General features: G+C 43.3%; 9 protein-coding genes. 7 read left to right on the top strand and 2 right to left on the bottom strand.

What is annotated here, in order from left to right; all coding sequences use genetic code 11:
- Window positions 1–1,149 precede the first annotated feature (1,149 nt).
- Both M23134_RS18430 and M23134_RS40545 read left to right on the top strand, forming a co-directional pair.
- Window positions 1,150–1,842, top strand: coding sequence for a hypothetical protein (locus M23134_RS18430; RefSeq protein WP_002698611.1), 693 nt, complete (start codon window positions 1,150–1,152; stop codon window positions 1,840–1,842).
- Between the two features lie 205 nt (window positions 1,843–2,047).
- On the top strand, window positions 2,048–3,574 hold the full coding sequence (locus M23134_RS40545) for a GAF domain-containing SpoIIE family protein phosphatase (protein ID WP_002698610.1): 1,527 nt from the start codon (window positions 2,048–2,050) through the stop codon (window positions 3,572–3,574).
- Between the two features lie 96 nt (window positions 3,575–3,670).
- Here M23134_RS40545 and M23134_RS38440 read toward each other — a convergent pair whose 3' ends face one another.
- Window positions 3,671–5,425 (bottom strand): eCIS core domain-containing protein, encoded by a 1,755-nt coding sequence (locus tag M23134_RS38440; protein ID WP_002698609.1) that lies wholly within the window; start codon window positions 5,423–5,425, stop codon window positions 3,671–3,673.
- A gap of 1,022 nt (window positions 5,426–6,447) precedes the next feature.
- Here M23134_RS38440 and M23134_RS18415 point away from each other — a divergent pair.
- The 4 genes from M23134_RS18415 (at window position 6,448) to M23134_RS18400 (ending at window position 17,876) form a co-directional block, all read left to right on the top strand.
- Window positions 6,448–15,174 (top strand): LamG-like jellyroll fold domain-containing protein, encoded by an 8,727-nt coding sequence (locus M23134_RS18415; RefSeq protein ID WP_045113841.1) that lies wholly within the window; start codon window positions 6,448–6,450, stop codon window positions 15,172–15,174.
- Window positions 15,175–15,262: 88 nt separating this feature from the next.
- Window positions 15,263–16,291, top strand: a complete 1,029-nt coding sequence (locus tag M23134_RS18410; protein ID WP_198145047.1) for a hypothetical protein — start codon at window positions 15,263–15,265, stop codon at window positions 16,289–16,291.
- 208 nt (window positions 16,292–16,499) lie between these two features.
- Window positions 16,500–17,069, top strand: a complete 570-nt coding sequence (locus M23134_RS18405) for a hypothetical protein (RefSeq protein WP_045113839.1) — start codon at window positions 16,500–16,502, stop codon at window positions 17,067–17,069.
- Window positions 17,070–17,435: 366 nt separating this feature from the next.
- The gene (locus tag M23134_RS18400) at window positions 17,436–17,876 is read left to right on the top strand and encodes a hypothetical protein (protein WP_002698597.1); all 441 of its coding nucleotides are present in this window, start codon (window positions 17,436–17,438) and stop codon (window positions 17,874–17,876) included.
- A gap of 848 nt (window positions 17,877–18,724) precedes the next feature.
- Here M23134_RS18400 and M23134_RS18395 read toward each other — a convergent pair.
- Window positions 18,725–20,953 carry a tetratricopeptide repeat protein gene (locus M23134_RS18395; RefSeq protein WP_002698593.1) on the bottom strand — a complete coding sequence of 743 codons (2,229 nt, stop codon included), beginning with the start codon at window positions 20,951–20,953 and terminating at the stop codon, window positions 18,725–18,727.
- 525 nt (window positions 20,954–21,478) lie between these two features.
- Here M23134_RS18395 and M23134_RS38435 point away from each other — a divergent pair.
- On the top strand, window positions 21,479–23,509 hold the full coding sequence (locus M23134_RS38435) for an eCIS core domain-containing protein (protein WP_198145046.1): 2,031 nt from the start codon (window positions 21,479–21,481) through the stop codon (window positions 23,507–23,509).
- Window positions 23,510–23,606: the final 97 nt, after the last annotated feature.

Genomic DNA, 23,606 nt, shown 5'->3' with positions numbered 1-23,606 from the left:
GTAAATGTTCACCTTGTTAAATGCTGTAAACCAGTATTTTATATTAAGATTGCGTACTCACTTTATTTTTAAAAGTGTTTCGGTTGTATGCCTAAACACCCAATTAAATAGTTTTTCAATTCATCAATAACTGATAACCGAGCCTCTGGCGAGTCCTTAGATACCGATGTATATCGGTGCTCAACAAAGTTAAACAGCAACCAACTTTGACTAAAATCACTGCGGAGTATTGTAGTAATCAGCTCAAATTAAATAATTGTGCTCATATTATTGATGTTAGCCTGTAAGCCGCAAAATTTCCTTAGGTTTTCCTGTTGAGTCCAAATTATAAACAAACTGTGAGTTTAGGTTTTGTTATTATTGAAAGTAAATTAGTTAACCAGAAGCTTGTTTTGACAGTCAACTTTTAACGTAAGTTGTTTTGTTCGCAGTAGCATAAAGGTGCTACTCTCTTGTATTGCCACAACAAATGGGCAGTCAAAGTGCAACAATGGCTCATTAAAATGCTTCAAACTCCCACTTCCCCCCTACCCCTTCCTATAGGGGTAAGGCTTCATCTCAATGCTTTAGGAATAGCAGCAAATTCACATAACCTTCTAATTAACACACACTTACACACATCTGTTAACTATTTGTATACCCATTACGACTTTTTGTAGTAATTTATTTTGTGTTTTCCCTGAATACTTGATGCATATTTGTGTCAATAGTTAATAAGCATATAGAAGTGATTTACACTGTACCAAATTGATGGGGGCTCTGGAACCAACAACTTCCATCAATTTTTTTAACCAGAAATGAAAGAAACGCTTTTATAACAGATGTTGTCTAAAACAATGGTTTTATCCTTCAACTTTTTATCAAAAACCAGCATATTTAGCTTTAACACCAGCTTCTCAAATAAATAGTTAATCATCAGTTGAGTGATCAAACTTTTTTAATTAATGACAAGATTTACTTTTAAACAGGTTACAGGTTCAGTAAGAGATGCTTCATAAACTGAGTGCTTTTATTGGTGCTGTACCCATAAAACAGCCCCCTGACCTTCATTGTAAAAGAATATACTGCTGTGTTGTGTATTGGTAACAGGTGCTATACACAACTCTAAAAATATAGTTTAGTTTACCACATAAGAAAAATTGATAAATCATGAACCCAAAGCAAGACAATCAGGCACCCAAGTCAGAGATACTTCAGGAAGATAGAGTAATAGAATGTTCAGAGCATTTGATACTTTATCAGCTAGGACAAAAAAACTTGGAAGAATATACAGAGTTTGTATATAATGTATATGTAGACAACTACAGTAAAAAACACGGTTGGCAATCTGACGAGGAAGAGCTGACTTACATGAAAGAAGAAGATGCTCAGCAGTTTTCTCAATCTTATTATTTTGCATTCAGAACCCACACCGGAGAAATGGCAGGTGGGGTAAAAATCACCAAACAAAGTCCCTCCCTACAGTTTCCTATAGAGACCGAGTTTGGCTATAATTTGCAAAACTACTTCCAGCAAGCCAACATTCCAGTCAACGATATATGGCACATGGGGCGGTTGGCCATCGATAAGCATGTGCTTGCAAATGCTGGGTTCTCAGGCTCTTCTTTGCCTATACTTATCAAGCTATTGAAGCAATCGTTTGGGGCAATGGTTCAACACGATGACAATATTCTGATAGGAGAGTCAGATGCATTGGCATACCGTATTTACCGCACACTAGGCATAAAACTACAGAAAATGGGGGAAGGTAAAAAGTATGTAGGTTCTTTAACTTACCCAGTTTTTGCTCAGGCATCAGATATTAACCGCTGGTTACATTTATACAAGCCACTGGTCTCTTAAGGTCAACTGCTACTCATAATAAAACCATACCGATCAACCCCTCAAAACACAGTGTCTACCAGGAATACTCCCCTATTCTATAGGTACTGTCTTATAAAACAGAGGTCGTTATACCACTCACTACTGGTGAGAATAAATAGGCGGCTTCTGTTTCTTTTTTGAGAAAACAAAAGTCTTTACAACATTATTTCGTACACAGCTTATCATGAAAACAGCTCCTATAACAATCAACGAATCAGCACGCCTAAAGGCACTTCATCGTTACCATATCCTGGACACAGGTTTTGAAAAAGAGTTTGATGACCTGGTAAAACTTGCCTCTTATATTTGCGAGGCACCTATTTCTCTCATTTCATTGGTGGCCGAAAACAAACAGTGGTTTAAGGCTAAAGTAGGACTAGAAATGCAAGAAACCCCTCGAAGTCAGGCTTTTTGCGCTCACGCCATTCATACCCCAAACTTATTTGTAATAGAAGACGCCACAAAAGATGAACGCTTTTGGGACAATCCCTTGGTAACCAATAGTCCAGACATTCGCTTTTACGCTGGTATGCCGCTTACCACCCCAGAAGGCTTTCGTTTGGGCACTTTGTGTGTAATAGATCAAAAACCCCGGCAACTGAGTTTGGCTCAAAAGCAAGCCCTTCAGACCCTTGCTACCCAAGTGATCACTCAACTAGAGTTGCGCCTTAAGCTAAAGACAGTAGCTGCCGAGCGACAAGAGTTGGTGCTTAAGAATGAAGAAGTTCAGCAAAAGAATTCATTGTTGGAAATCAAGCAAAATAAAATCAATGAACAAAATAAAGCACTCAAACAGGCAACGGCAAACATAGAGCAACACAATAGGTTGTTGAAAGCAAAACAGGTAGAAATTACTACTCAAAATACCGAATTGAAGCAAAGCCAGCAGGCGTTATTGGCACAACGAGACGAAATAGCTTTGGCGCATAAAAAACTTTGGCGATACAACGAACGAATCATAGCCAATTTGCGCTATGCCAAAAGGGTACAGCAAGTGATATTGCCTACCTCGCAAGAAATACAGCAGGTATGCCAGGACTACTTTGTGTTGTACAGGCCTAAAGACATTGTGTCGGGGGATTTTTATTGGGTAGAGGAGGTAGATAACCAAGTGTTTATGGTAGTGGCAGATTGTACGGGTCATGGGGTGCCAGGGGCGTTTATGAGCCTGGTAGGGGCTACTTTGCTCGACCGGATTGTGAAGGTAAAACGTGAATATCACCCCGCCAAAATTCTGGAAGCACTCAACACCGAGGTAAGAAGGGTGTTGCACCAGGAGGTGTCTGATGACCGGAGTGGGATGGACATAGCTATTTGCAAATTTGAGAAAATAAGCCCAGAGCAAAACCTGCTTACGTTTGCTGGTGCCAAACACTCAGTATACTATACCCACCCTCACGAGCAAAATATTCGAACACTTAAGGGTACCCCTAAGGCTATAGGGGGAGTTCAGCGTACAAATATTTCGTTTACCAACCAGTGTGTACGCTTGCCGGTTGGCAGTACTTTTTATCTCTGTAGTGATGGTTATGTGGATCAAAATGATGCGCAAAGAAACAAGATTGGACAATTGTTGTTTTTGCAGCTGTTGCAACATGTGCAGTCGCTTACCCTGGCAAATCAACAACAGTTTTTGCTGAATTTTTTGGAAAAGCATATGCAACACACTGAGCAAAGGGACGACATTTTGCTGATGGGTTTTAGAATGTAAAAATTAAATCTACCTGGCAATTAAATGAATCTCCTCTCCCTTCATATAGAACCCGGCAAATAAGTGTTACTTGTTTGCCGGGTTTTTAATGGTTTATCAAATACGCTTTATTACCTCTTCGGCCTTTGTAGCCTCCTTAAAATACTTGTACTTCATGTACATTGCCACGTGATTCTCATGAAGAAAATCCTTATCGTTATATAGGTTTTTCACATGTTGAAAACCGATTTTTACAATGGTAGGTTTGGACATTTTGGCGATATAGCGCTTCATGTGTATTTCACGCAATTGATCGGCACGTTTATTTTGCTCATCAATGCCTGATTTTTCAAAGCCTTTACTAACTTTTTTCCACTCTTTTGGCTGATCAGTTTGTACAATATCCATCATTTCAGGAAGTAATAGTCCCAAGGCACCCTTAAGTTGCATAAAACCTAAACCTGCAAACTTTACGTTTTTTTCTATAAGTTCTTTGGCTGCATCAAACTTTGTCTTTGCATCGTTTATTATCTTCAATTGTTTGCTCATATTTTTGCCATTCTGGTGTAGGCGGTATGCTTTCATCGTCATGATTGGAACTATACCTATACCTTTTATATAATTCACAAAAAAATCTTTGAATTCACCTATCCAAAGTTCATCTTTAGAATTATATTTTCTATTATCAAATTTGGTCGGGAATGTTTTTTGGCTCTCAAACGTATCTACTTGTTGCAACGCATAATAGAGTGAAGTAAATGACTTGGCAATAATGTTTTCCAGTGGAAACAATCTTGAATCTTTTTCTTTTTTTTCCCATAGTTGTAAATCTTCATGCCCATGGCTTTCAAACGTTTCCAGCCCTTGAAAAGCACCTCCACCAACCCAGCCATCACACCAATCTTTTTTGGCTTGCGCAAACTGTGATTTACTATGATCTTCCCCAATGAGGTGACGAGCTGGAGGAAGTATTTCCATGTTCCTGTAATTGGACTTTTTTTGATGCAAGGCAGCATCTAAGGTACTTAACTCGTGACGCCCTTCCAGTTTGTCAAGTTTATAATGCGGATCACTTTTGTGTTCTTCTGGTAATTCAGACTTGAATCCTTTAATAAGAAAAGTCTCAGAGCCAAGCATCATTTTTTTTACCTTGTCATGGTGGCTATAGGCGGTTTTCTTTAAATACTGCTTGTCATAACTTTCACCATCTTTGGTTTTAATGACCCTTTGCACTGGGGCATTGCTTCCGCTTGGGGTACTTTTTTGCGGCAGAGGCAAAGTGCTCCCTTGGGGGAGTTTCATTTGCAGGGCTTTATCTCCTATCTTATCTGCCTCTTGCTCTAGTTGGGGGTCATCGTTGATCGAGGTGCCTCCCTTCATTTGTAGGGTAGGCTTTACCCGTCCCTGTTTTTGTTGCCCAATATGAGCGAGCTCGTGCCCCAGGTGGCGCTCTTTGCCGGGTGCCAGGTGTACCTCATTGCCTTGGGCATAAGCTTCGGCTTTGAGTTGGGTGGGTTTGTCAGAGTTGTAATGCACCTGGGTATTGGTTACATCTACCCCCATCAGCTGACTTACGTTGTGTTTGAGCTGACTTTCGGTAGAGCTGCACTGGCTAGAGGAGGTGCCTTGGGTAGCCCTTTGAATGGGGCGTTGTTTGGCTTTGATGGGACCCAGTTTGCCTTGCTTGCTCTGGATGGGTCCCCCTAGTTTGCTTTGTTTGCTCTGGATAGGACCCAGTTGGTTGTGTTTACGCTGAATAGGCTGCTGCCCTGTCTGCAAGGGCGTGGGGTGGATGACCTTTTGCAATACAGGAGGCAGTTTAGGTTGCTCCCCAATATGTTCGTTTTGTGATGGTTTGATATGTTCTTGCATAATAAGTAAGGGTTTATTTGAATAATGCTACCTGACTGGCAGGTAGCATACAACTTGGTACTTATTAATTAAAAACACCTCAAGCAAGACATTACATAAAAGCGGGGGGAGAGTACAATTTGGCAACAATCGGGCATAAAGCACTTACTTGCAAAAAGATATGCTTGCTTTGGGGGAGAGTAATTTATCAGACAAGCTTGCCTGCCTGCCAGCTTGAAAGTACCAGGTAGTAGCAAGGGTAAGCATTGGACATAAAATAGCTGCACAAACATAATATATACAACTATTCCTCTTTTCATTGACCTTTGATAGCAGGCTCAGTAAAATTACCAGAAGGGTTACACAACCCATTAGATCAACTACAATCTACTGACTAATAGTGCATTAACCTACTTTGTTAACTTTTTGTACAAGGGCTTATATCTTTTGTATAACCTATAATTGCAAAATATTGAAGGTAAATAACAATGTTTGTACTACACAATAACACAACACCTGCTTTTAGTTAAAAGATCATCGTCTTATGAAAAATTTATACCACAACACAACAACTGGTTTTATAAATCTACTCGCGACATTTGCAACAATGCCTACCCTTGTTATCAAAGCAAGTCTACATGAACTACCTACAGGGCATTTAAGCCATTGCCTACATTTAAAGTGCTCTTCCGGTTATACACAATGCTTCATTGGGTAAAAACCTAACAGTTTTTACCAAGGCAGACCTTCTTTCAAAATAACAAGTACTTTATGGTTATCTACCTGAGTCTTTTAGGTGCTTCTTACTGGTTTACCAGTAGGTATTGTCAGAGGCTTTGGTGAGCAATGCCTGGCTTGTCATTACTTATAAGGAAGGTATATCAAAAAATCACATCAAAATGAAAGGAGGTGCAACTCAGATAAACAGTGCAGGCTGTATGGATTACAGCATACAAAAAGAAGTGGGAAAAATAAAGCGACTAAACTGATTTCTCCCACCACATACAATTATTAAAATTATAATACACAAAGTAACATTTCTTATGAAAGATCTCAAATTTTCAAGGATATATTTGTTGCTCTTTGCCTGGCTTTCTATAGCCGGGTATAGCAACGCCCAAGCGCAAGAATACGGCATTCTTCGCATGAATGGGTCAAAATACGCCACCCATTTTAATACCGGAATAGACCTGCAGCAGGCGCTTAGCCAAGGCACTGCAGGGCAAGCCACCATAGAGTTTTGGGTACGCTCTACCTATGATGCCAACTATTGGGAACTGACCGATATGTCGGGCAATAGCAGCTCTTTAACCTTAAAAACGCTCAGCAACAATCGGCTGCAGTTTAAGCTGGGGAGCACGAACAAAATCATAGACATAAGTAGTACTGGAGTAACTAACAATCTCTGGCACCATGTGGCCATGAGCTTTCAGGCAGGGGTGGTACGCTTGTACCTCAACGGCAATAAAGTGGGCGAGTTTGTAGCTACTATGCCCACATTAACCCACCGTTACCTGTATTTTTACCGCCTTGCCAACAATAGCAAGCTACTGGAAATAGCAGAAATACGCGCCTGGAACCGTACCCGTAGCAACAATGAGATTGCCCGCGATCACTGGCGAAGCTTTGCCAAAATGAGTACTTCGGAACTCAATGACCTGAAAAGCAACCAAGGGCTGCATGCCCTATTGGGAGAGCACAGCACAGCAAGCACAGCTGCGGCCACCATCAACTCCCAACTAGAGGTGCTGCACTGGGGCGATTTGCTCGATGCCAACCGTAGAGGCACAGGGGTACACAAATACAACACCCAAACCCTGATGGAAGTACGCAACGACATAGAACATCCTATATTGAAAAATCAAAACGTGTTTTTGAGTGCCACCAAAGGTACGCATACCAATACTGTAGTGCTTTCCTGGCCTCATATAGATGGGGTAAATAGTTATGCAGTGCAGATAAATGGTACCCCCATAGGTAGCCTGGCATCTGGGACAACGGCTCCGGGCGATTTGCTTACCTTTGATGTGGCGGCTCAAAGTAGCCTCTCCAATGTAATAGTGCCCGGTCAGGTAGCTTTGTACACAGTAGTGGCTCAAGGAGTGGACGCTACGGGGAGCGACCATGGCTTTGTTTTTCACAACGGTACTCTATCGGGTAAGATTCAGTCTTCGAGCCAGGTAGGTACCCCCAATGTAGCGGTTACTATGGGCAACCCAACCTTGCCAGGTAGTGCCCTGCAATTAAATAACAGTTCGGCTCCCCTTATAGTAAACAATGCCGATGTGTTCAGAAACGCAGGGATTGCCCAAGACTTTATGGTAGAGTTTTGGTACAAAGGAAGCGCTGGCGGCAACAATACGGTGTTTAAGACGGGCAATGTAGAAATTCAAATGTTGAGCACGGGTGCCATACGTGCCCTGCATGGCAACGGAAGCGAGTATATTCGTCTGAACACCAATGCAGTCACCGATAACAACTGGCATCATTACGCTATAGTATTTGCCCAAACCGGAGGACGCATTTATGTAGACCAGGGCAAAACGGTAGGCACCGGATCGGCAGCCATCCTTACTGCCCAGGCAACAAATGCTACCACCTACACCCACAATGGCATTGGGTCAGTAAGTTCGTTTGAAATCAACGCCGCTACCGGATCGGCTTACAGCCTGGACGAGCTCAGAATATGGGCGGTAAACCGTGAAAATGTCAATATTGACGGCAACGAACGCCCTGAAACCGACGATGAACTAAACGCACGCTTGGATGCCCAGGTACACAAGCATTGGGCATATATGATCAGTGGTAACAACACTGCTTACAACGACTTATTGTTGTATTACCGGTTTGACTTACTCAAGAGCGACAACACCAGCCAGGAGGTATACAACCAAGCAGAAGACACCCAGGGAGGCTATACTGCTACAAGCAGCGCCAATCTAAATGACACCGATGTCCCTGTACTGAAATATGTCGCCTATACCAACAGCGGAGGTGAGTATACGATGGAGCGTATCAACTTTGGCAATGGAAGCCTTGCGCTACAGGTGGAGCCAATAAAAACCAACCATACCTTTAACCCAACGTATCAGAACATCACGCTGCAAACGTCGAATAACCACGACAGGGAAGATATAGATTTTACCGATGAGTCTAATTTTAATGTATCGGGCAATGTATATTACCACGAAGGTGGGGTAGAGTACCCTGTGCCCATAGATCAAACGTTTGAATTTGCCTCAGGCAGCAATCCCTCGGCCAGTAACTACCAAACCATTTATGATGGAAGTAGTACCCCAGTAGGTACCGATGCCTTTGGTCAATACAACCTGAGCCTACCCATTGGTCTGCAGCACTTTAGGGTAGCCAACCCCTTGCGCAACCGTACGTTTGGCGCACAAAGCCTGCAATTTGACGGCGAAAACGATTATGTAAAATCGGCCAATGCCTGGTCAACCTCCACCCGCAGCATTACCTGGTCGGGTTTTGTCAAGCGAGGAGATTTTAGTGGGACTACCGTGCCTACCTTGCAAACCATTTTGCAAGCGGGGAACATTCGGGTGGTTTTGCGTGACAATGCGTACCTGGCACTGTACCAAAACAATACCTCTCTGGCAGAAGTGGCTTTTGGCGGCAGCACCGACTGGCAGTTTTTTGCCTTTACCTACAATGCCTCTAGCCAGCAGTTGTTGTTGTATGCCGATGCCAGCCTTCAGGCCACTGCTTCTGCTACTGTGACTCCTGACGCACTGGGTGGGCACATCTACCTGGGAGCCAAAGACGGCAGCAGCGAATACTTCAAAGGGCATTTGCATTTGATAGAACAGCGCAGCGAGGCTTATGGCTTGAGTAACTTGGCTGATTTGAAAGCAGGCAACTACATTGCCGGAGATGAAGCCCTGCTGGTGGCATCGTTTAGTTTTGATGAAAACCTGGCGGGTAGTGAGGTTTTACGGTTGGTGAGTAAAACGACGGATAGCCAAGACCTTGCCCTGAACCGACTGGTTGACCCATCCGATGAGTCTACCATGCCTGCGTTTAGTACTACTACTATCAATCCTTATGTACGCCAGTACAAATACGAGTACGCCGCACAAGGTAACTATGCCCAAACCGAGCAACAGGTATGGAATGTAACCGAGCCCGCATCGAGTATTAATTTTTATAACCACACCCGCTATGGCATTACGGGCAACATTACCATTCCCTGCAACAACAACATTGGGCTGTGGGATGTGACCATCACCCGTACTGATGTACAGCAACCTGCTTACCAAAAAACATTTACCGCAAGCACTACCCCCTCTGCTGCCGATATTTTCAACAGCGAAGGCACGGTGTTTACTGTAGAGGGCTTATTGCCTGGCATATATAAAGTAGAGCTCACCAATCAAGATGATAATTCTATTGTCAAGACAGAGTTTGGGGTAGACATTACCCAGGGCTGGAACACCATGAATGTGGCTTACAACAGCCCCTTGCAAGTAGCCGCCAAGGTGATAAAAGTACTGGATGAAGATAACACCTTTCAAGACTTGGCTACCAACCAGTATTGTAGCAGCAACGACCATTACACCTTGGAGCAACAAACCCAATACCAGGTGGCACTGGAGTTTTATGAGGAGTATGGCAGCAGTAAATGTTACAAGTCTGGTACCAACTATTATGTGTCAGGAGATTTGCCTCAGTACCACGGCAAAGACGACGTAGTGGGGAGTTCGCCTGATGCACCATTTACCTCGACTAGTGGGCAAGATACCGTGGTGATATGGGCCAACTACCCTAATTTTGTTGGAGAGCATACTCGTAGCTTACGAGTGAATGTGACCGACCAAAATACCAGCACCTCGCTTACGGCTTGGGTAACGGGTACCGTACAAGACGAAAACCAAAACTTTACCTTGACTTACCCCAGCATAAAGCAGGTATTGTATGACCCTCCTGGTGATGGTAGCAGTGTTACCTGGGCAAAGGGCAGTGAGATCAACTACCAAACTTCTTTTGGAGACAACCAACATATAAAAAGTGCTACTAAATTCAGTTATGGGTATTCAAAAGAAACTTATATAGGGGGTATAGGAGCGCTTGACAAAGCAGTAGAAATAGAATTAGAGCAAGGGGGGGAAGGAACCTTTGAGTTTACCTCTGGCGGAGAGACCACTAATAGTTACAGCCTTACTTTTAATCAAGCCATTTCTACTCCTTCCGGAGTCATCCCCTTGCCAGGTGCACAAAGCGATATGTTTATTGGCAATGCAGAAGTGGTATACATGGGTTCGGGCAAGAGCATTACAGTATCAGGATGTACGGCTACCCTCACCACCGAAGACGCCACCATAGCCACTGCTCCAGGAGTTCCTTTTTATTATACCCGTTGGGCAATAGAAAATAGCGTTATTCCTCGCCTGGATGACCTGATCACCACTTTGCGTGCGCAACTGTCCAACAGTAACGCCGAAGATGAAGGTCAGTGGGACAGTTTATCTGATGACGATAAAGAAAGGGTAACAAGTATCGAAGAGTATGATATACAAAGAAAAATGTGGCAAAGCCATTTGGAGAAAACACTCCAGAATCGTCAGGCAGTATTTGGTGGTAGCAATAACGAAGCCTTTAAAATGAAAAATGCCGCAGGAAACGAAAGCTTACCCAAATCTTTGGCATTTAGTGGTAGCATAGATGTAAATTATGAAATTGGAGGAAACAAATCAACAAGTGAAACCAGAGAATTTAGCGAAAGCCTGGATTTAACCACGCACTATCAAAACTTCATCAATATAGGTTTTGGGGTAGTTAATGTAGAAGGTTCTATAGAAACAGGCTTTGGCTTTACACAAAGTTATGGAGGAGGCAGCAGCGACTCAAAATCGTTTGAGCTCAACTTGAGCGATGACGATGTAGAAGATCAATTCAATGTATTGATCCGAAAAGACCCGTTATACCCTACCCCAATTATCGTAGCCAAAGCGGGGCAATCTATGTGTCCGGTAGAGAAAAATACGGTGGCTCGGATTGGGGCACAATTGACTGTAACCAATACTACAGCCTGGGCTGATTTGGATGGCACCGCCATTTTCGAGGTACAGATGAGCAATGTACAACCTTTAAACGAACCTGTCAATGCCGGGTTTGCAAAGAATTTGCGCGTCAGAATACCTATAAACCATTTACCTACTGGTATTGAGATGAAGGTTGAAAATCTGGCAGATGCCGTATTGTCTTCCGATGGGTATTCGTACCCTTTAGAACCGGGCGAAACCAAAACCATTCGGATAGAAGCCTACCGAAGGGGGGATGATGCACCTGTATCTTTTTCCAATATACCACTGGTATTAGAGACTGATTGTGGTGACCCCTTTGACTACTATGGTGGAGAACGAACCATTATTGATTTTGATGATGCTACTGGTGAACCTATATATAGTGATGACAAAGTGATTGGAGATGATAAAGCAGCTGTAGTATACAACAGTGATGACACCGAGTATGTCAGAGTACGCGATGTGGTACGCCTGAATGCCAACTTTCACGCCCCTTGTGCGGGCAGTATGGAGGTGGTAGCTCCTGCCAACAACTGGGTGGTAAACAGTACTTCGGACAACCAACTGGATTTTAAGTTCAAGCCAGTAACTCCGCATAGCACTTTTGCCAAGGTACGCATTGAGTTTGCCCTCGAAAACTCCAACGAACCCCAGTTTATCAAAGATGTGGCGCTGGCAGAGCTGGGCAATGCCGATGCTCAAGACTATTATAGCTATACCCTCCATACGGACGCCATTGGTGCTGATCAGGCTTACCGGGTACGCATCATACCAGTATGTGGCAACGAAGCCGAAGCCTGGCAAACCAATACCCCCAGTGACTGGATCAGTGGTAACATACAACGTGCTACGCCTACCATTGTGAGTGTAACCCCGCTGGATGGCAGCACCACCAGTGGTGCCCTTGCCACGGCTACTTACAACAAAGCCTTGAACGCCAATGGGGTAAATCCTTTGAGCGTATCGTTGCGAGGCATTTTGGGTGGGGTAGCGTATACACCCAAGTCGGCTTGGTTTGACCAAACAAACGACCAGGTCACCATACCCGACCAAAGCGTACTGGATCTGGACGGCTCTTATACGGTGGAGTTTTGGGCAAAACCCAACAAAACCCACAGTAGTGTAGCCAATACACCTATTATTACCAAAGGCAGCAATATTGCTATATCTTTTGCTCAGGGCAATAAAATATACGCTGGGCAAAGCGATGCCCTCACCGATCAATCATTGGACACTGATGGTTGGACCCACGTGGCGGTGGTGTACATCAAAGGTGATAGCTACAATACCCTCAAAATTTACCTGAATGGAGTTCTGGCAAAAAGTACCTTTAGCGGGGTAAGCAATTTTACGGTCAATAACAGCGACCTGATCATTGCCCAACCCAATGGTTCGGAAGGCTTCAAGGGAGGGCTGGACGAAATACGTATCTGGAACAAGGCATTGCCCGAAGGGGTGATCCGCACTAATATGCACCAACGCCTGATAGGTACTGAAGACGGTCTTCAGGCATATTATGTGCTGGATGACATAGCTCCGGCAGGAGAAGCCATCCGTGATTTTACCGGAAAAACCAGTGGCACTACCCAAACCGGGGTCACTTATGTAGAAAAAGACCAGGCAGCCCCGCTGCACCTGGAAACCATTATTCACGACATACCAGTAGAAGTAACCACCTCTGCCGACCAAACCCAGGTAATTATACAGCCGGTGGCTACTTACGCAGCAGAACTGCTTGAGGGGGCTTTGCTTACGGTAAATATTACCGATGACAGGGTAACCGATGCATACGGTAACCCAGCTACGGGCAAATCGTGGACTTTTAGGGTAGATGGCAACCATGTAGCCTGGGCTCCCGCCAACCATACCCTGAGCCAAACAGCGGGTAGCAGTGGCTCGTTTAGTGCCAGTTTGGTCAGCAGCAATGCTTCAGAGCTTACTTATGAGTTTACCGAAGTACCCATGTGGTTAACCGCCGATAACCCTGCTTCGCAAAGCAACGGCAAGTATGTGTTGCCTTCGGGGCATACCCATCCGGTGACCTTTACTACGGCTGCCTGGCTCAGTGCAGGTACGTATATCGGGCAGGTAAAAGCCAAAGTAACCCAGGGGGCTACTTTGCTAGGTTACGAAACCCTGGATGTAAAGGTGATTGTCAATTGTGACGAGACCCACTTGACCCTCAATCCCAGCGACTTTTTCGTAAGTATTGCCGCCAACTTTACCCTCGAAAAATCGGGCGTACCCTATACCGATGCTATCGGCAAAACCCTGCTGGTGAGAAACAACACGGGCACCCTGATAGGCAAGGGTACCGTGGCACAAGTAGGCAACGAAGCCAAGGCTTCTTTGAATATTTATTCTCACGATCCTCATGGCAACTATACGGTGTATTTGTGGGAGGCAACGGCTTGCCAGGAAACCCCTATAGGTACAGGTAGTTTTAGCAACGGTAATACTGTTACCCAAACCCTTGATGCAGACTACCAGGGCAAGGTGCAATACTCCTTGAAGTTTAATACAGCGGGCATTTACTGGGTGAGTTTCCGGGTAAGTGATGTGCAGGATGGCACCACGCTTTCTTTGAGTAATATCCAAGGTTTTGAGACAGGCGACATCATCATCAAGCACGACGAGAGCTATATACGTGCAGACCTAAATGGTGAGTTGGACATTACCCAATCGTATAAGGTGGAGGTACGCGCCCCTCGTACTTTACAAATTACCGGGTACAGTGCCAACACCAGCCACCCCATTGCACTGGCAGCCAACCCTGGCTACAATGATTTCCGCACTGACTACAACCCGCTGGGGTATACCCGCACTGATGCTATAAGCGTAGCCCAGGCGATGGCAAGATTGAACCCTGACCCAACGGTAGGCGATGTAATTATAGGACAACAAGGCAACGCTGTATATACCCAGCTAAGCGACAACAGTACAGCCTGGGTGGGCTCGCTGACGCATATGATACCCAACCAGGGGTATGCCATCAAGGTGGCGAATGCCTCTACGCTGAATTACTCAAGCGTGAGTACCGCCAATGTGCGCACCAGTAGCCTGGTGACGGCTCCGGTAAAAACTGTGATGACAGATGCCCAACGCTTGCAGCTGCAGGTAAACCCGCATGCTTTTGCTCGCTCTAGTTACCTTACTGGGGTATTAGAGACTCAGGAGACGCTCAAAAATGAGCAAGCCTATATGGTGGTGGCTTTTGTGGGCAACGAAGTACGCGGCATTGCCATTCCTCAACAAATAGAGGATAAGCGGTATTATTTCTTGACGGCGTATACCCATACTGCCACCGAAAACCTGCGCTTTGAGCTGGTAGAACGCCACAGCGGGCAACGCCTGCCGTTGGATAACTCCCTCAAAGTACAGGCAGCAGCCCTGGAAGGAAGCATTGCCCAACCTTATGTATTTAGGTTGAGCCAGGAAGCGCAGGCTACCCAACCCACAACCACTGGTTTGCAACTCTTCCAGAATACCCCCAACCCTGTGTCGGGAGGCTTTACCCACATTGGGTACCGTTTGCCCGAAGCAGGGCAAGTGCGCCTGAGCGTGCATAACGCTCAAGGGCAAGAGGTGGCTGTGTTGGCAGAGGCTACCCAAACTGCCGGGCAGCACTCGGTGCGTTGGGACGTACCCTCGGGGCTGGCTCAAGGGGTGTATTTTTACACCTTAAGCACCGCCCAGGGTACTTTGACCAAACGTTTGGTTATTCAATAACAATAATCACCCAAACCAGGAAGGCGGGCAAACCGTCTGCCTTCCTGGTTTCTTATTTAATTTTTTATAGAACACTTTAAAATACACAATGATGAAAAAGATCACATGGCATTTCATGGCATTGGCATTATTGACCATGCTTACTTTTGAATTGAAGGCGCAACATAAGCGTGATGCGTATCATATTAACAACACTGGGAACGATTGGTTCATAGAAAGTAATAAAGGTGATGGTTCCCTCTCAGGTGACAACCTCTATATTGGTAGATCCAATGGTAGCCCACACTCAAAGTACCTAACAGTGCATGCTAGCGGGGTTTTTGAAATACATAGAGGAGAGCAGGTTTACCTTCCCAGTAATAACAGGATAGCAACTTCCAGTGGCAACATGGGCTTTCTTGTAAATGCTGACCGCAAGATGACTATCCTTGGCTCTGGTAGTGTAGGTATAGGTACCACTGACCCTACGTCGCATAACATTAATGCAAGACTGACTGTAAAAAACGGAGATATAGAAATACAAAATGGAAGCTTTACTAGCTATGGTGAAATTGTTTTTCAACCCGATACGGATGCTAATGGCGATGATGAGATTATTTTCAAAAATAATAGTAAAAATGAAACCATGCGTATTCATAGCAATGACAATGTAGGCATTGGTACCAACTCGCCCTCAGCAAAACTCCACGTAAATGGTACCGCTAAATTTACTGGCGCCCTTACTGGCACTTCAGCTGAATTTACCGGAGCTTTTACTGGAACCTCGGGTACTTTTTCAGGGGCAGTAAATGGCAACGGTGCTACTTTTAAAACCCTCCACCTCACTATTGGTTCTTTTCCCGATTATGTGTTTGCTAAAGGCTATGACTTGATGCCCCTGGAGCAAGTAGAGGCGTATATCAACGCCCACCACCACCTGCCCAAAGTACCCAAAGCCGAAAAGGTAATCAAGGATGGAATGAATGTAGGGCAAATCAATGTATTGTTGGTAGAAAAGGTAGAAGAACTTACCCTGCACACCATTGCCCAGCATAAGCAACTCAAGCAGCAAAACCAGCAAATGAAGGCTTTGCTCAAGCGTTTGGAAAAGCTGGAAAAACAGCAAAAAAATAAGTAATCTTTTCAAGTAGCAATTTACATAGACAGCGTAGGCTGTTCTAGCTATGCCTGCCAGGTTTTGAAAACCTGGCAGGCATTCAATGACCACCTGCGCTGTACTTACAAGTCGCTACTTATATTTATCAATTGGAGGCAAAAAACAAGCACTATCTCAGAGCAACCTGGTGGATTGTGCTTTGTTCCCTCCACCTTAAAACCTACAAACAATGTTGAAATTTAAATTGAAATCCCATACAGCGGGAAAAAAGCTCGTATTACTTAGTTGCTTGTGCCTGTGGGCAAGCCTGGCGATGGCACAAAGTGACTATACCCTGTATCAATTGGCATTCAAGAGGGGCAACAGAATCATTACCATACAGCCCGACCTCACCACTGCCAAGGCAGTAGATGAAGTACACGTTGCCACCAATGACTTGAGCCAGTATCTCATTCTTAGGAATTTGGGCAATAAGGATTTCCTCATTGCATCAGCAGCGGCTCCCAATCATTTGCTTGGTAGGCTAGGAAATTCCGTAAATTTTAAAAAAATAGAGTATAACAATATCGCTGATGTTCCTAATAACTACAAGTGGCGTTTGATGTCTACGATAAGCCGCTCTAATGAAGTAGCTCCTAACGGCGGATTATTTGTTATGTTGCAACACAGCTCTACAAGTAATTTGGCGATGTTTGCGCAAAATGACGGCTCACTACAGTTTACCTATATAAATAGTTCGGGCCAAAATGATCGTTTCCGCTTGTATGTGAAGAAAAAACTGGTGCCAGGTAAGTTTTAGTATATAGACAGGCCGCCACCCAAGCCTTGGTTTGGGTGGTTTTTTATTGAATAAATAGAACAATAGTCCATAGTATTTAGTCGATAGTCCATAGCTGATTCGAGTAAATGTTCACCTTGTTAAATGCTGTACGCCAGCATTTTATATTAAGATTGCGTACTCGCTTTATTTTTAAAAGTGTTTCGGTTTTATGCCTAAACACCCAATTCAATAGTTTTTAAATCCATCAATGACTGATAACCGAACCTCTGGCGAGTCCTTAGATACCGGTGTATATCGGTGCTCAACAAAGTTAAACAGCAAACAACTTTGACTAAAATCACTGCGGAGTATTGTAGAAACAACAGCATAATATATAACAATGATATGAAAACATGGAAACATATTTTGGTGGGAGTAGCCATCAGTAGCTTACTTTGGCTGGCGGCTTGCCAGCCTTCTGGAAAAACTGAAAAAACTATCCCCGAAAATCAGACCACGCACAGGTCTGAAGCACCTCCTTCTCCCAAAAAAAAGGTGGAAACAGAAGCAAAAAACGAAATAAAAAAAAACTATAAAGTAAAGCTACTGACCATGGAGCCCAGCCTTGAAGCCAAAGAAGTGAAAGTAAGCTTTGATATGCAACCCAACGATGGGGTGGTAGTAGCCATAACCGATGTAGGGCATGTTGCCATTCATAGCGACACCCTGCAGACCAACGCCCAGGCACACACCCTTAAGTTAGACAAGCTCCGTCCGGGTATTTACCTGGTGTCGGTCATCGCTCCCAGCGGGCAACGCGCCAGTAAGGAGTTGTTTTGGCAATAAGCCAACTTGTTTAGACCTTGCCAAAAGCTGTATTTTCCGGACATTTGGCAGGGTTTTATTACATATCCACTGGCTTTGACTACTTGAGGAATTTGTAGATGTAGTACCTAATGTAAGTAAACGCATCGAGGGAGTAAAAATACTAACAGATTTTTCACCTGCGTTCAAAATGACACGTAATTCGTGCTTCGAGTGGTCCTCTCGATTTGTGTTGCTTGAAATCCCACTGGCGCGCATTTGCAATGCGAGTCTATTGTTACCACCAGATTCTTCATTTTATTTAGAATGACACGTAATTCAGGTTTCGAGTGGTCCTCTCGATTTGTGTTGCTTGAAACCAGGAGATTAGGACTCAGAAAGACTTGTTCGCTGGTCATACTGAACGCACGTGAAGTAGCTGGAGTTAGCTTCGCACCAGTCCACTTATTCGTTAGGAATAACCCTACTAGCCTCAGTTTTTTCAACTTGAGCCCTCGATGAAAAGAAAGGTGTTCCACATCGTTCAAACGAGAGTAAAAAACTTGTCTCTATTGCCAGGTATTAAGCTCAAAGACTTCAATAGAGTATTTGAACATAAAACTCGCGTAAACCATATTTGAACACTTTAACCATTGTAAGGTTATCTTCAAACTCTGCGTGACTAAACAGGCGCCAAAAAAAATATAGCATAGCTGCAGCTATGCTATATTTTTTTTAGCCATTCAGACAACTAAAACACACTCACACCAGGTACTACATCTTTATTCTCGACGCTATTTTACTGACTATCAGCAAAGTTGTATTAATTATTTTTTTGTAAACGCCTTTCCGCCCAGGTAGCATCACACAGGTGTGTAAAGCAGGGTTGTTTAGGCACGTTGTGCCCGGGTTACCTCTACTGGCTGCTCCACCTGATATTCTCCTTTTTCTATCAATACAAGTGCTTCCAATAAGTTGTCGGCTACTTCTAAGCCTAGTTTTTGGCGAATCCGGTGTCGTTTAATTCTAATACCATTGATAGAAATCCCCTGCATGTCGGCTATCACTTTGTTGTCGAGGTTAAGCCTTATCAACGCACACAATTGTAGTTCTCCCTGGGTTAGCTTAGGAAACTGCCCTTGTAAGCTTTTGAAGAACTCAGGGTGCAATTGTTCAAAAATATTTTGAAAGTCTGCCCAATCCTTGTCCAGGTTCAAGCCGAAATCTACCAATTGGGCCAATTTATGAAACATTTTTTTAGCCTCTGCCATGGTTCTTTGTTGGCGCACGGCATTCACCAGTTTACGCAACTCATTGAGTGCCTGATTTTTTTGTATCATGTGCAGGGTGTGCGAAGTAAGTTGCTGATTTTTGAGTTCTATTTCATTCTTGAGCTTTTGCTGCTCTGCCCAAATACGGTTTTGGGTTTCTTTCCATAGTTTTTGCTCAGCGGCAAACAACTCCTTGCCGTGCTTTTGTTTGTTTTGGTAAAACAAAAATATAGCAATCGTAACTAAAAACACCCCTAAAAGCCCCAAAAACAGGTATTGCTGCTTGTCTTGTTTTTCTTGTGCTTGCCTGGCTATGATCAATTGTGCTTCGGCGTATTGTTTTTGTAACGAGTCTTTTTGCAAACGTAAAGCGTATTTCATTTCTTTTTGACCCAGCTTTCGAAAGTTTTTATGATTCGTAAGACTATCTCTTAACTGATGGTATTGTTTGTAATGAGTCAAGGCTTCATCAGAGCGCCCTAAAGCCTCATAACATTGACTGATCCCATATATAGCCTCCATATAGTCTCTTGGACTGTTAACTCCTTCTCCCAATATAGTCACTTTATTGTACTGTGCAAGGGCTTGTTCTGGCTTACCCAAATGATACAAGGCTGCTCCTAAGGTGTTGTGAGGACTATGTCTATTGGCTTTTGATTGTTTTGAAGAACGTAAAGCAACCGATTTAGCGGCATAGTCACGGGCTAAAGTGTATTGTTTCCGGGCAAGGTACACCTTCCCCAAAAGATTATACAAACTACTTATTTGCCACGAACTCATGGAAGTATCTCTTAAATACTTTCTGATCAAAGTCTCGGCACGTTTGATTTTTTTGGTTTTGAGGTAAATAAATGCCTGGCAATAATAAATGACAGGTAATCGTTTTTCTTGTTTTGCTTGCGGGATCAGTTTTTTTGCTCGCTGTAAGTACTCCAATGCCTGAGGATAATCTTCGTAATCTATCAACAACTTGGCGATATTGATATTTACTTTTATCAACCATTTTTTCGATTTCACCCTCTTAAATAAGGCAAGGGCTTTGGTTAAGTGGTGCCAGGTTTCGTCATACTGCCCCATTTTGTGGTACAGTCGTCCAATGTGGCTATGCATAAATGCTTTATGCCTTATATTACCTTGTCCTTTTTGTAGCTGGAGGGCTTTTTTATAGTGACGAAGTGCCTGTAGGTGATTCCCTAATTTCGAATAGTTAATAGCCAGGTTAAAATGCATAATCGCTTGCTTTTCGGGCATGCCCAATGTTTTTTGAATTTCAAGTGCTTTTTCTAACAGTATGATGGCTTTGTTGTTATCGCCCTTGTACATAAAAACATTGGCACTATTGCAATAATTGGCTGCCAACGCCTCAGGATTATTGACAGTTCGAAGCAGTTGGGCTGCTTTTTGGAAGTACTTGAGCGACTCGTCATAGGCTTTGTCATACATCAATACCGCCCCCAGACCATTGTAAGCGTCTAGTTTGCCTTGAGTATAATTGGCTTGTTCGGCATAACAAATCGCCTGAAGCAAGTAAGCCTTGCTGTTGCGGTTGTCTTTGCCCAATTGCATACGTGCCCAGCCCAAATGATAATAAGCCGACGAAATACCCTCAGTATATTTCAGGTCATAGGCAAGATTGAGGGCTTGCAATGCATAGTGGTTTGTTTTTTTAAGGTCAGTATTGTGAAACAAGTGGGCAAGTTGATTGCACACATCTACCCTTTGCTTATTGAGCTGGGTTTTATCCAACACATTTTTTAAAGAGTCTACCTTTTGCGGTTGTTTTTGTGATTTTGCCTGACCTTGGCTGTAAAAAATGCCAATGATAGTGATAAAGAATATGTAACGCATAGTATTTAGTGATAATCAGTTAATCAATAAAAGTTTTGTGCACCAAACAATTCTATCTAGTAACTCATATTGCCATAAAAATACCCAAGGCAATAGAAATATACCTCAGACTGATATGATGAACCTGCATAAATGAGCTGAAGAAGTGTGATGATCAATGTATTTGAAATGTGTTTACACAAGTCTAACTATTTCAAACAACTTAATGTTAAATTTTAACATTTAAAAAACATGTATATACACATAAAGACAAACCTTTATACTTTGTAATCATTATTTTACAAATTTTTATTCCAAAAAACAATTCATCATTGTTTACCCACCAGGTTTTAGTAAATAAACTCGCTCCCACAAAACCATTTTACTCTTACTAATTAAAATCAACCACAACACACTGACTACAAACAACTTAAGCACTTTTGTTGCCTAATTGTGTAGGGGTATATCTTTATAGTAACGCCTTTCAGGGCGATGCAACGCCCACATTTTTGGATGTTTGCTCACAACCATCAAATTCTACTAATTATGACAATGCAACAATCTGGACACAAGTCTGCCAATGAATCGGACAATGGCAACCCCACCCAACTCAAGACCCAAAAAACTTTGGGGAAGCCCCAATCAATTAAAACTTCGTCGCCTTACCAACCTATACCTTCGCGCACAGGGCAACAACCCCCGATTCAGAGCAAACAAAGCAAACTAGGGGGTCCCATCCCAAGCAAGCAGGGCAAGCTGGATCCCATCAAAGCCAAGCAACGCCCCATTCAAAGGGCTGAGAAGGGTAAACCCTCTAGCCAGGGTAGCTCTACCGAAACCCAGCTCAAACACAACGTAAGTCAGCTGATGGGGGTAGATGTAACCAATACCCAGGTGCATTACAACTCTGACAAACCCACCCAACTCAAAGCCGAAGCATTCGCCCAAGGCAACCAGGTACACCTGGCACCCGGCAAAGAGCGCCACCTGGGGCACGAGCTCGCCCACATTGGGCAACAAAAACAAGGGCGGGTAAAGCCTACCCTGCAGATGAAGGGAGGCACCTCGATCAACGACGACCCCCAACTAGAGCAAGAGGCAGATAAGATTGGAGACAAAGCCCTACAAATGAAACTCCCCCAAGGGAGCACTTTGCCTCTGCCACAAAAAAGCACCCCAAGCGGAAATAATGCCCCAGTGCAAAGGGTGATCATGACAAAAGACGGCACTAAGTATGACTCAAATAGTGCAGGTCAGGGGAACTGGAGCGAAAATGTCAAAAAGCTAATGATACTGCCTGACTTGTTCTTAATTCTCAATCATGATACACTAACGCAGTTTACCAATGGAAAAGAAGTAGATATGCTGGGCCCCTATAAATATTTATTGGGTGAAACACATACCGATAAAGAAACCCCGTTTGAATACGCTCAAAAAATTTGGAGGCCTGGTTGGAATAACAGTATAACCTTTGCCGCTGAAGGTAAATCAGACCATACAGAATATTCTGTCAAGTATGATTCTAAATACGACCATATCTCTCCTATTGAAGACCGAGTAGTTAAAGAGGCACGCATCTTTTTGTGGATTCCAGACATGATAAAAAAACATCAGAAAGCTATGATAAATAACAATCAACAGTTGGCTGATTATTATAAGGATCTTCTTGAAGGTGCTAAGGAGGAGATAAACTTCTTTTCTAATGAATTTAACTTTAAAAACAAACCAGAATATTTAGATAAACTTATGAAATATATGGACAACCATTTAGATAATTACTTGAATAACAATAGCAATGGCGACAAACAATCATTCTCTATTGACACTCATAAGCAAAAACAACTTTCAAGTTTAGTTTGGCACGTTTTGCAAGAAGACCAACCAAACATGTTGTCAGAGTATGGGAACTTTGCAACACAAAATAGTGAAGCGCAATTGAATACGCTAGACAGATTGCGGGAGAAACACATGGTAAAGTATATCAATCAACTTCAGGTACCCGCATTTATAGGATTAGGAAACAGGCATATGCAGGAACTGAGGGCACAGTACCGACACTCCCCTACAATGCGTGCTGCTGGATCAATTGAAGAATTTAAACAAAAAACAAAGTCTACACATATATTAAAGCACTTGGATTCGACTCAGAATACAAGCATTAACTCAGATGAAAAATACGGGGATAATATATACTCGAATAAATCAATGAATGAACTCTTCTTTGATAACAACAACACCAATCAACCATCACCAGATTCGCCCATCAAGAGCAACAACCTAAGCCCTAAACCTCAAAGTAACAATCATCCTAACCTAAAGTCGAACAACCGTAACAGCCCAAAAACTAATCAATCCATAAAAATGAACGATAATAATCTTTTTGAGTTGAATAACTTACAAAATAATAAGCCTACAAAAATAGACGATAATAATCTTTTTGAGTGGGATAACTTAGAAAATAATAATAACTACAGCCCAAAAAACAAGCCGTTAGACAAGCAAAAGACCAAGCGCATTCAAGACCACTCTGATTTTAACTTTGACTCTGGTCCTGACTTCGAAGATGACCAACTATAACAAGGCACCATTTAACACACTGACTACAAACAACTTAAGCACTTTTGTTGCCTAATTGTGTAGGGGTATATCTTTATAGTAACGCTTTTCAGGGCGA

Origin of the sequence: Microscilla marina ATCC 23134, assembly GCF_000169175.1 — a bacterium.
In the GTDB taxonomy this organism is placed as follows: Bacteria; Bacteroidota; Bacteroidia; order Cytophagales; family Microscillaceae; genus Microscilla; species Microscilla marina.
Note: the sequence above shows the minus strand (reverse complement) of the source record. Positions and strands in the feature narration are given on the sequence as shown.

Excerpts from the sequence above, each read along its gene's own strand:
- M23134_RS18430 (WP_002698611.1), top strand. The coding sequence starts at position 1,150 with ATGAACCCAAAGCAAGACAATCAGGCACCCAAGTCAGAGATACTTCAG.
- M23134_RS40545 (WP_002698610.1), top strand. The coding sequence starts at position 2,048 with ATGAAAACAGCTCCTATAACAATCAACGAATCAGCACGCCTAAAGGCA.
- M23134_RS38440 (WP_002698609.1), bottom strand. The coding sequence starts at position 5,425 with ATGCAAGAACATATCAAACCATCACAAAACGAACATATTGGGGAGCAA.
- M23134_RS18415 (WP_045113841.1), top strand. The coding sequence starts at position 6,448 with ATGAAAGATCTCAAATTTTCAAGGATATATTTGTTGCTCTTTGCCTGG.
- M23134_RS18410 (WP_198145047.1), top strand. The coding sequence starts at position 15,263 with ATGATGAAAAAGATCACATGGCATTTCATGGCATTGGCATTATTGACC.
- M23134_RS18405 (WP_045113839.1), top strand. The coding sequence starts at position 16,500 with ATGTTGAAATTTAAATTGAAATCCCATACAGCGGGAAAAAAGCTCGTA.
- M23134_RS18400 (WP_002698597.1), top strand. The coding sequence starts at position 17,436 with ATGAAAACATGGAAACATATTTTGGTGGGAGTAGCCATCAGTAGCTTA.
- M23134_RS18395 (WP_002698593.1), bottom strand. The coding sequence starts at position 20,953 with ATGCGTTACATATTCTTTATCACTATCATTGGCATTTTTTACAGCCAA.
- M23134_RS38435 (WP_198145046.1), top strand. The coding sequence starts at position 21,479 with ATGACAATGCAACAATCTGGACACAAGTCTGCCAATGAATCGGACAAT.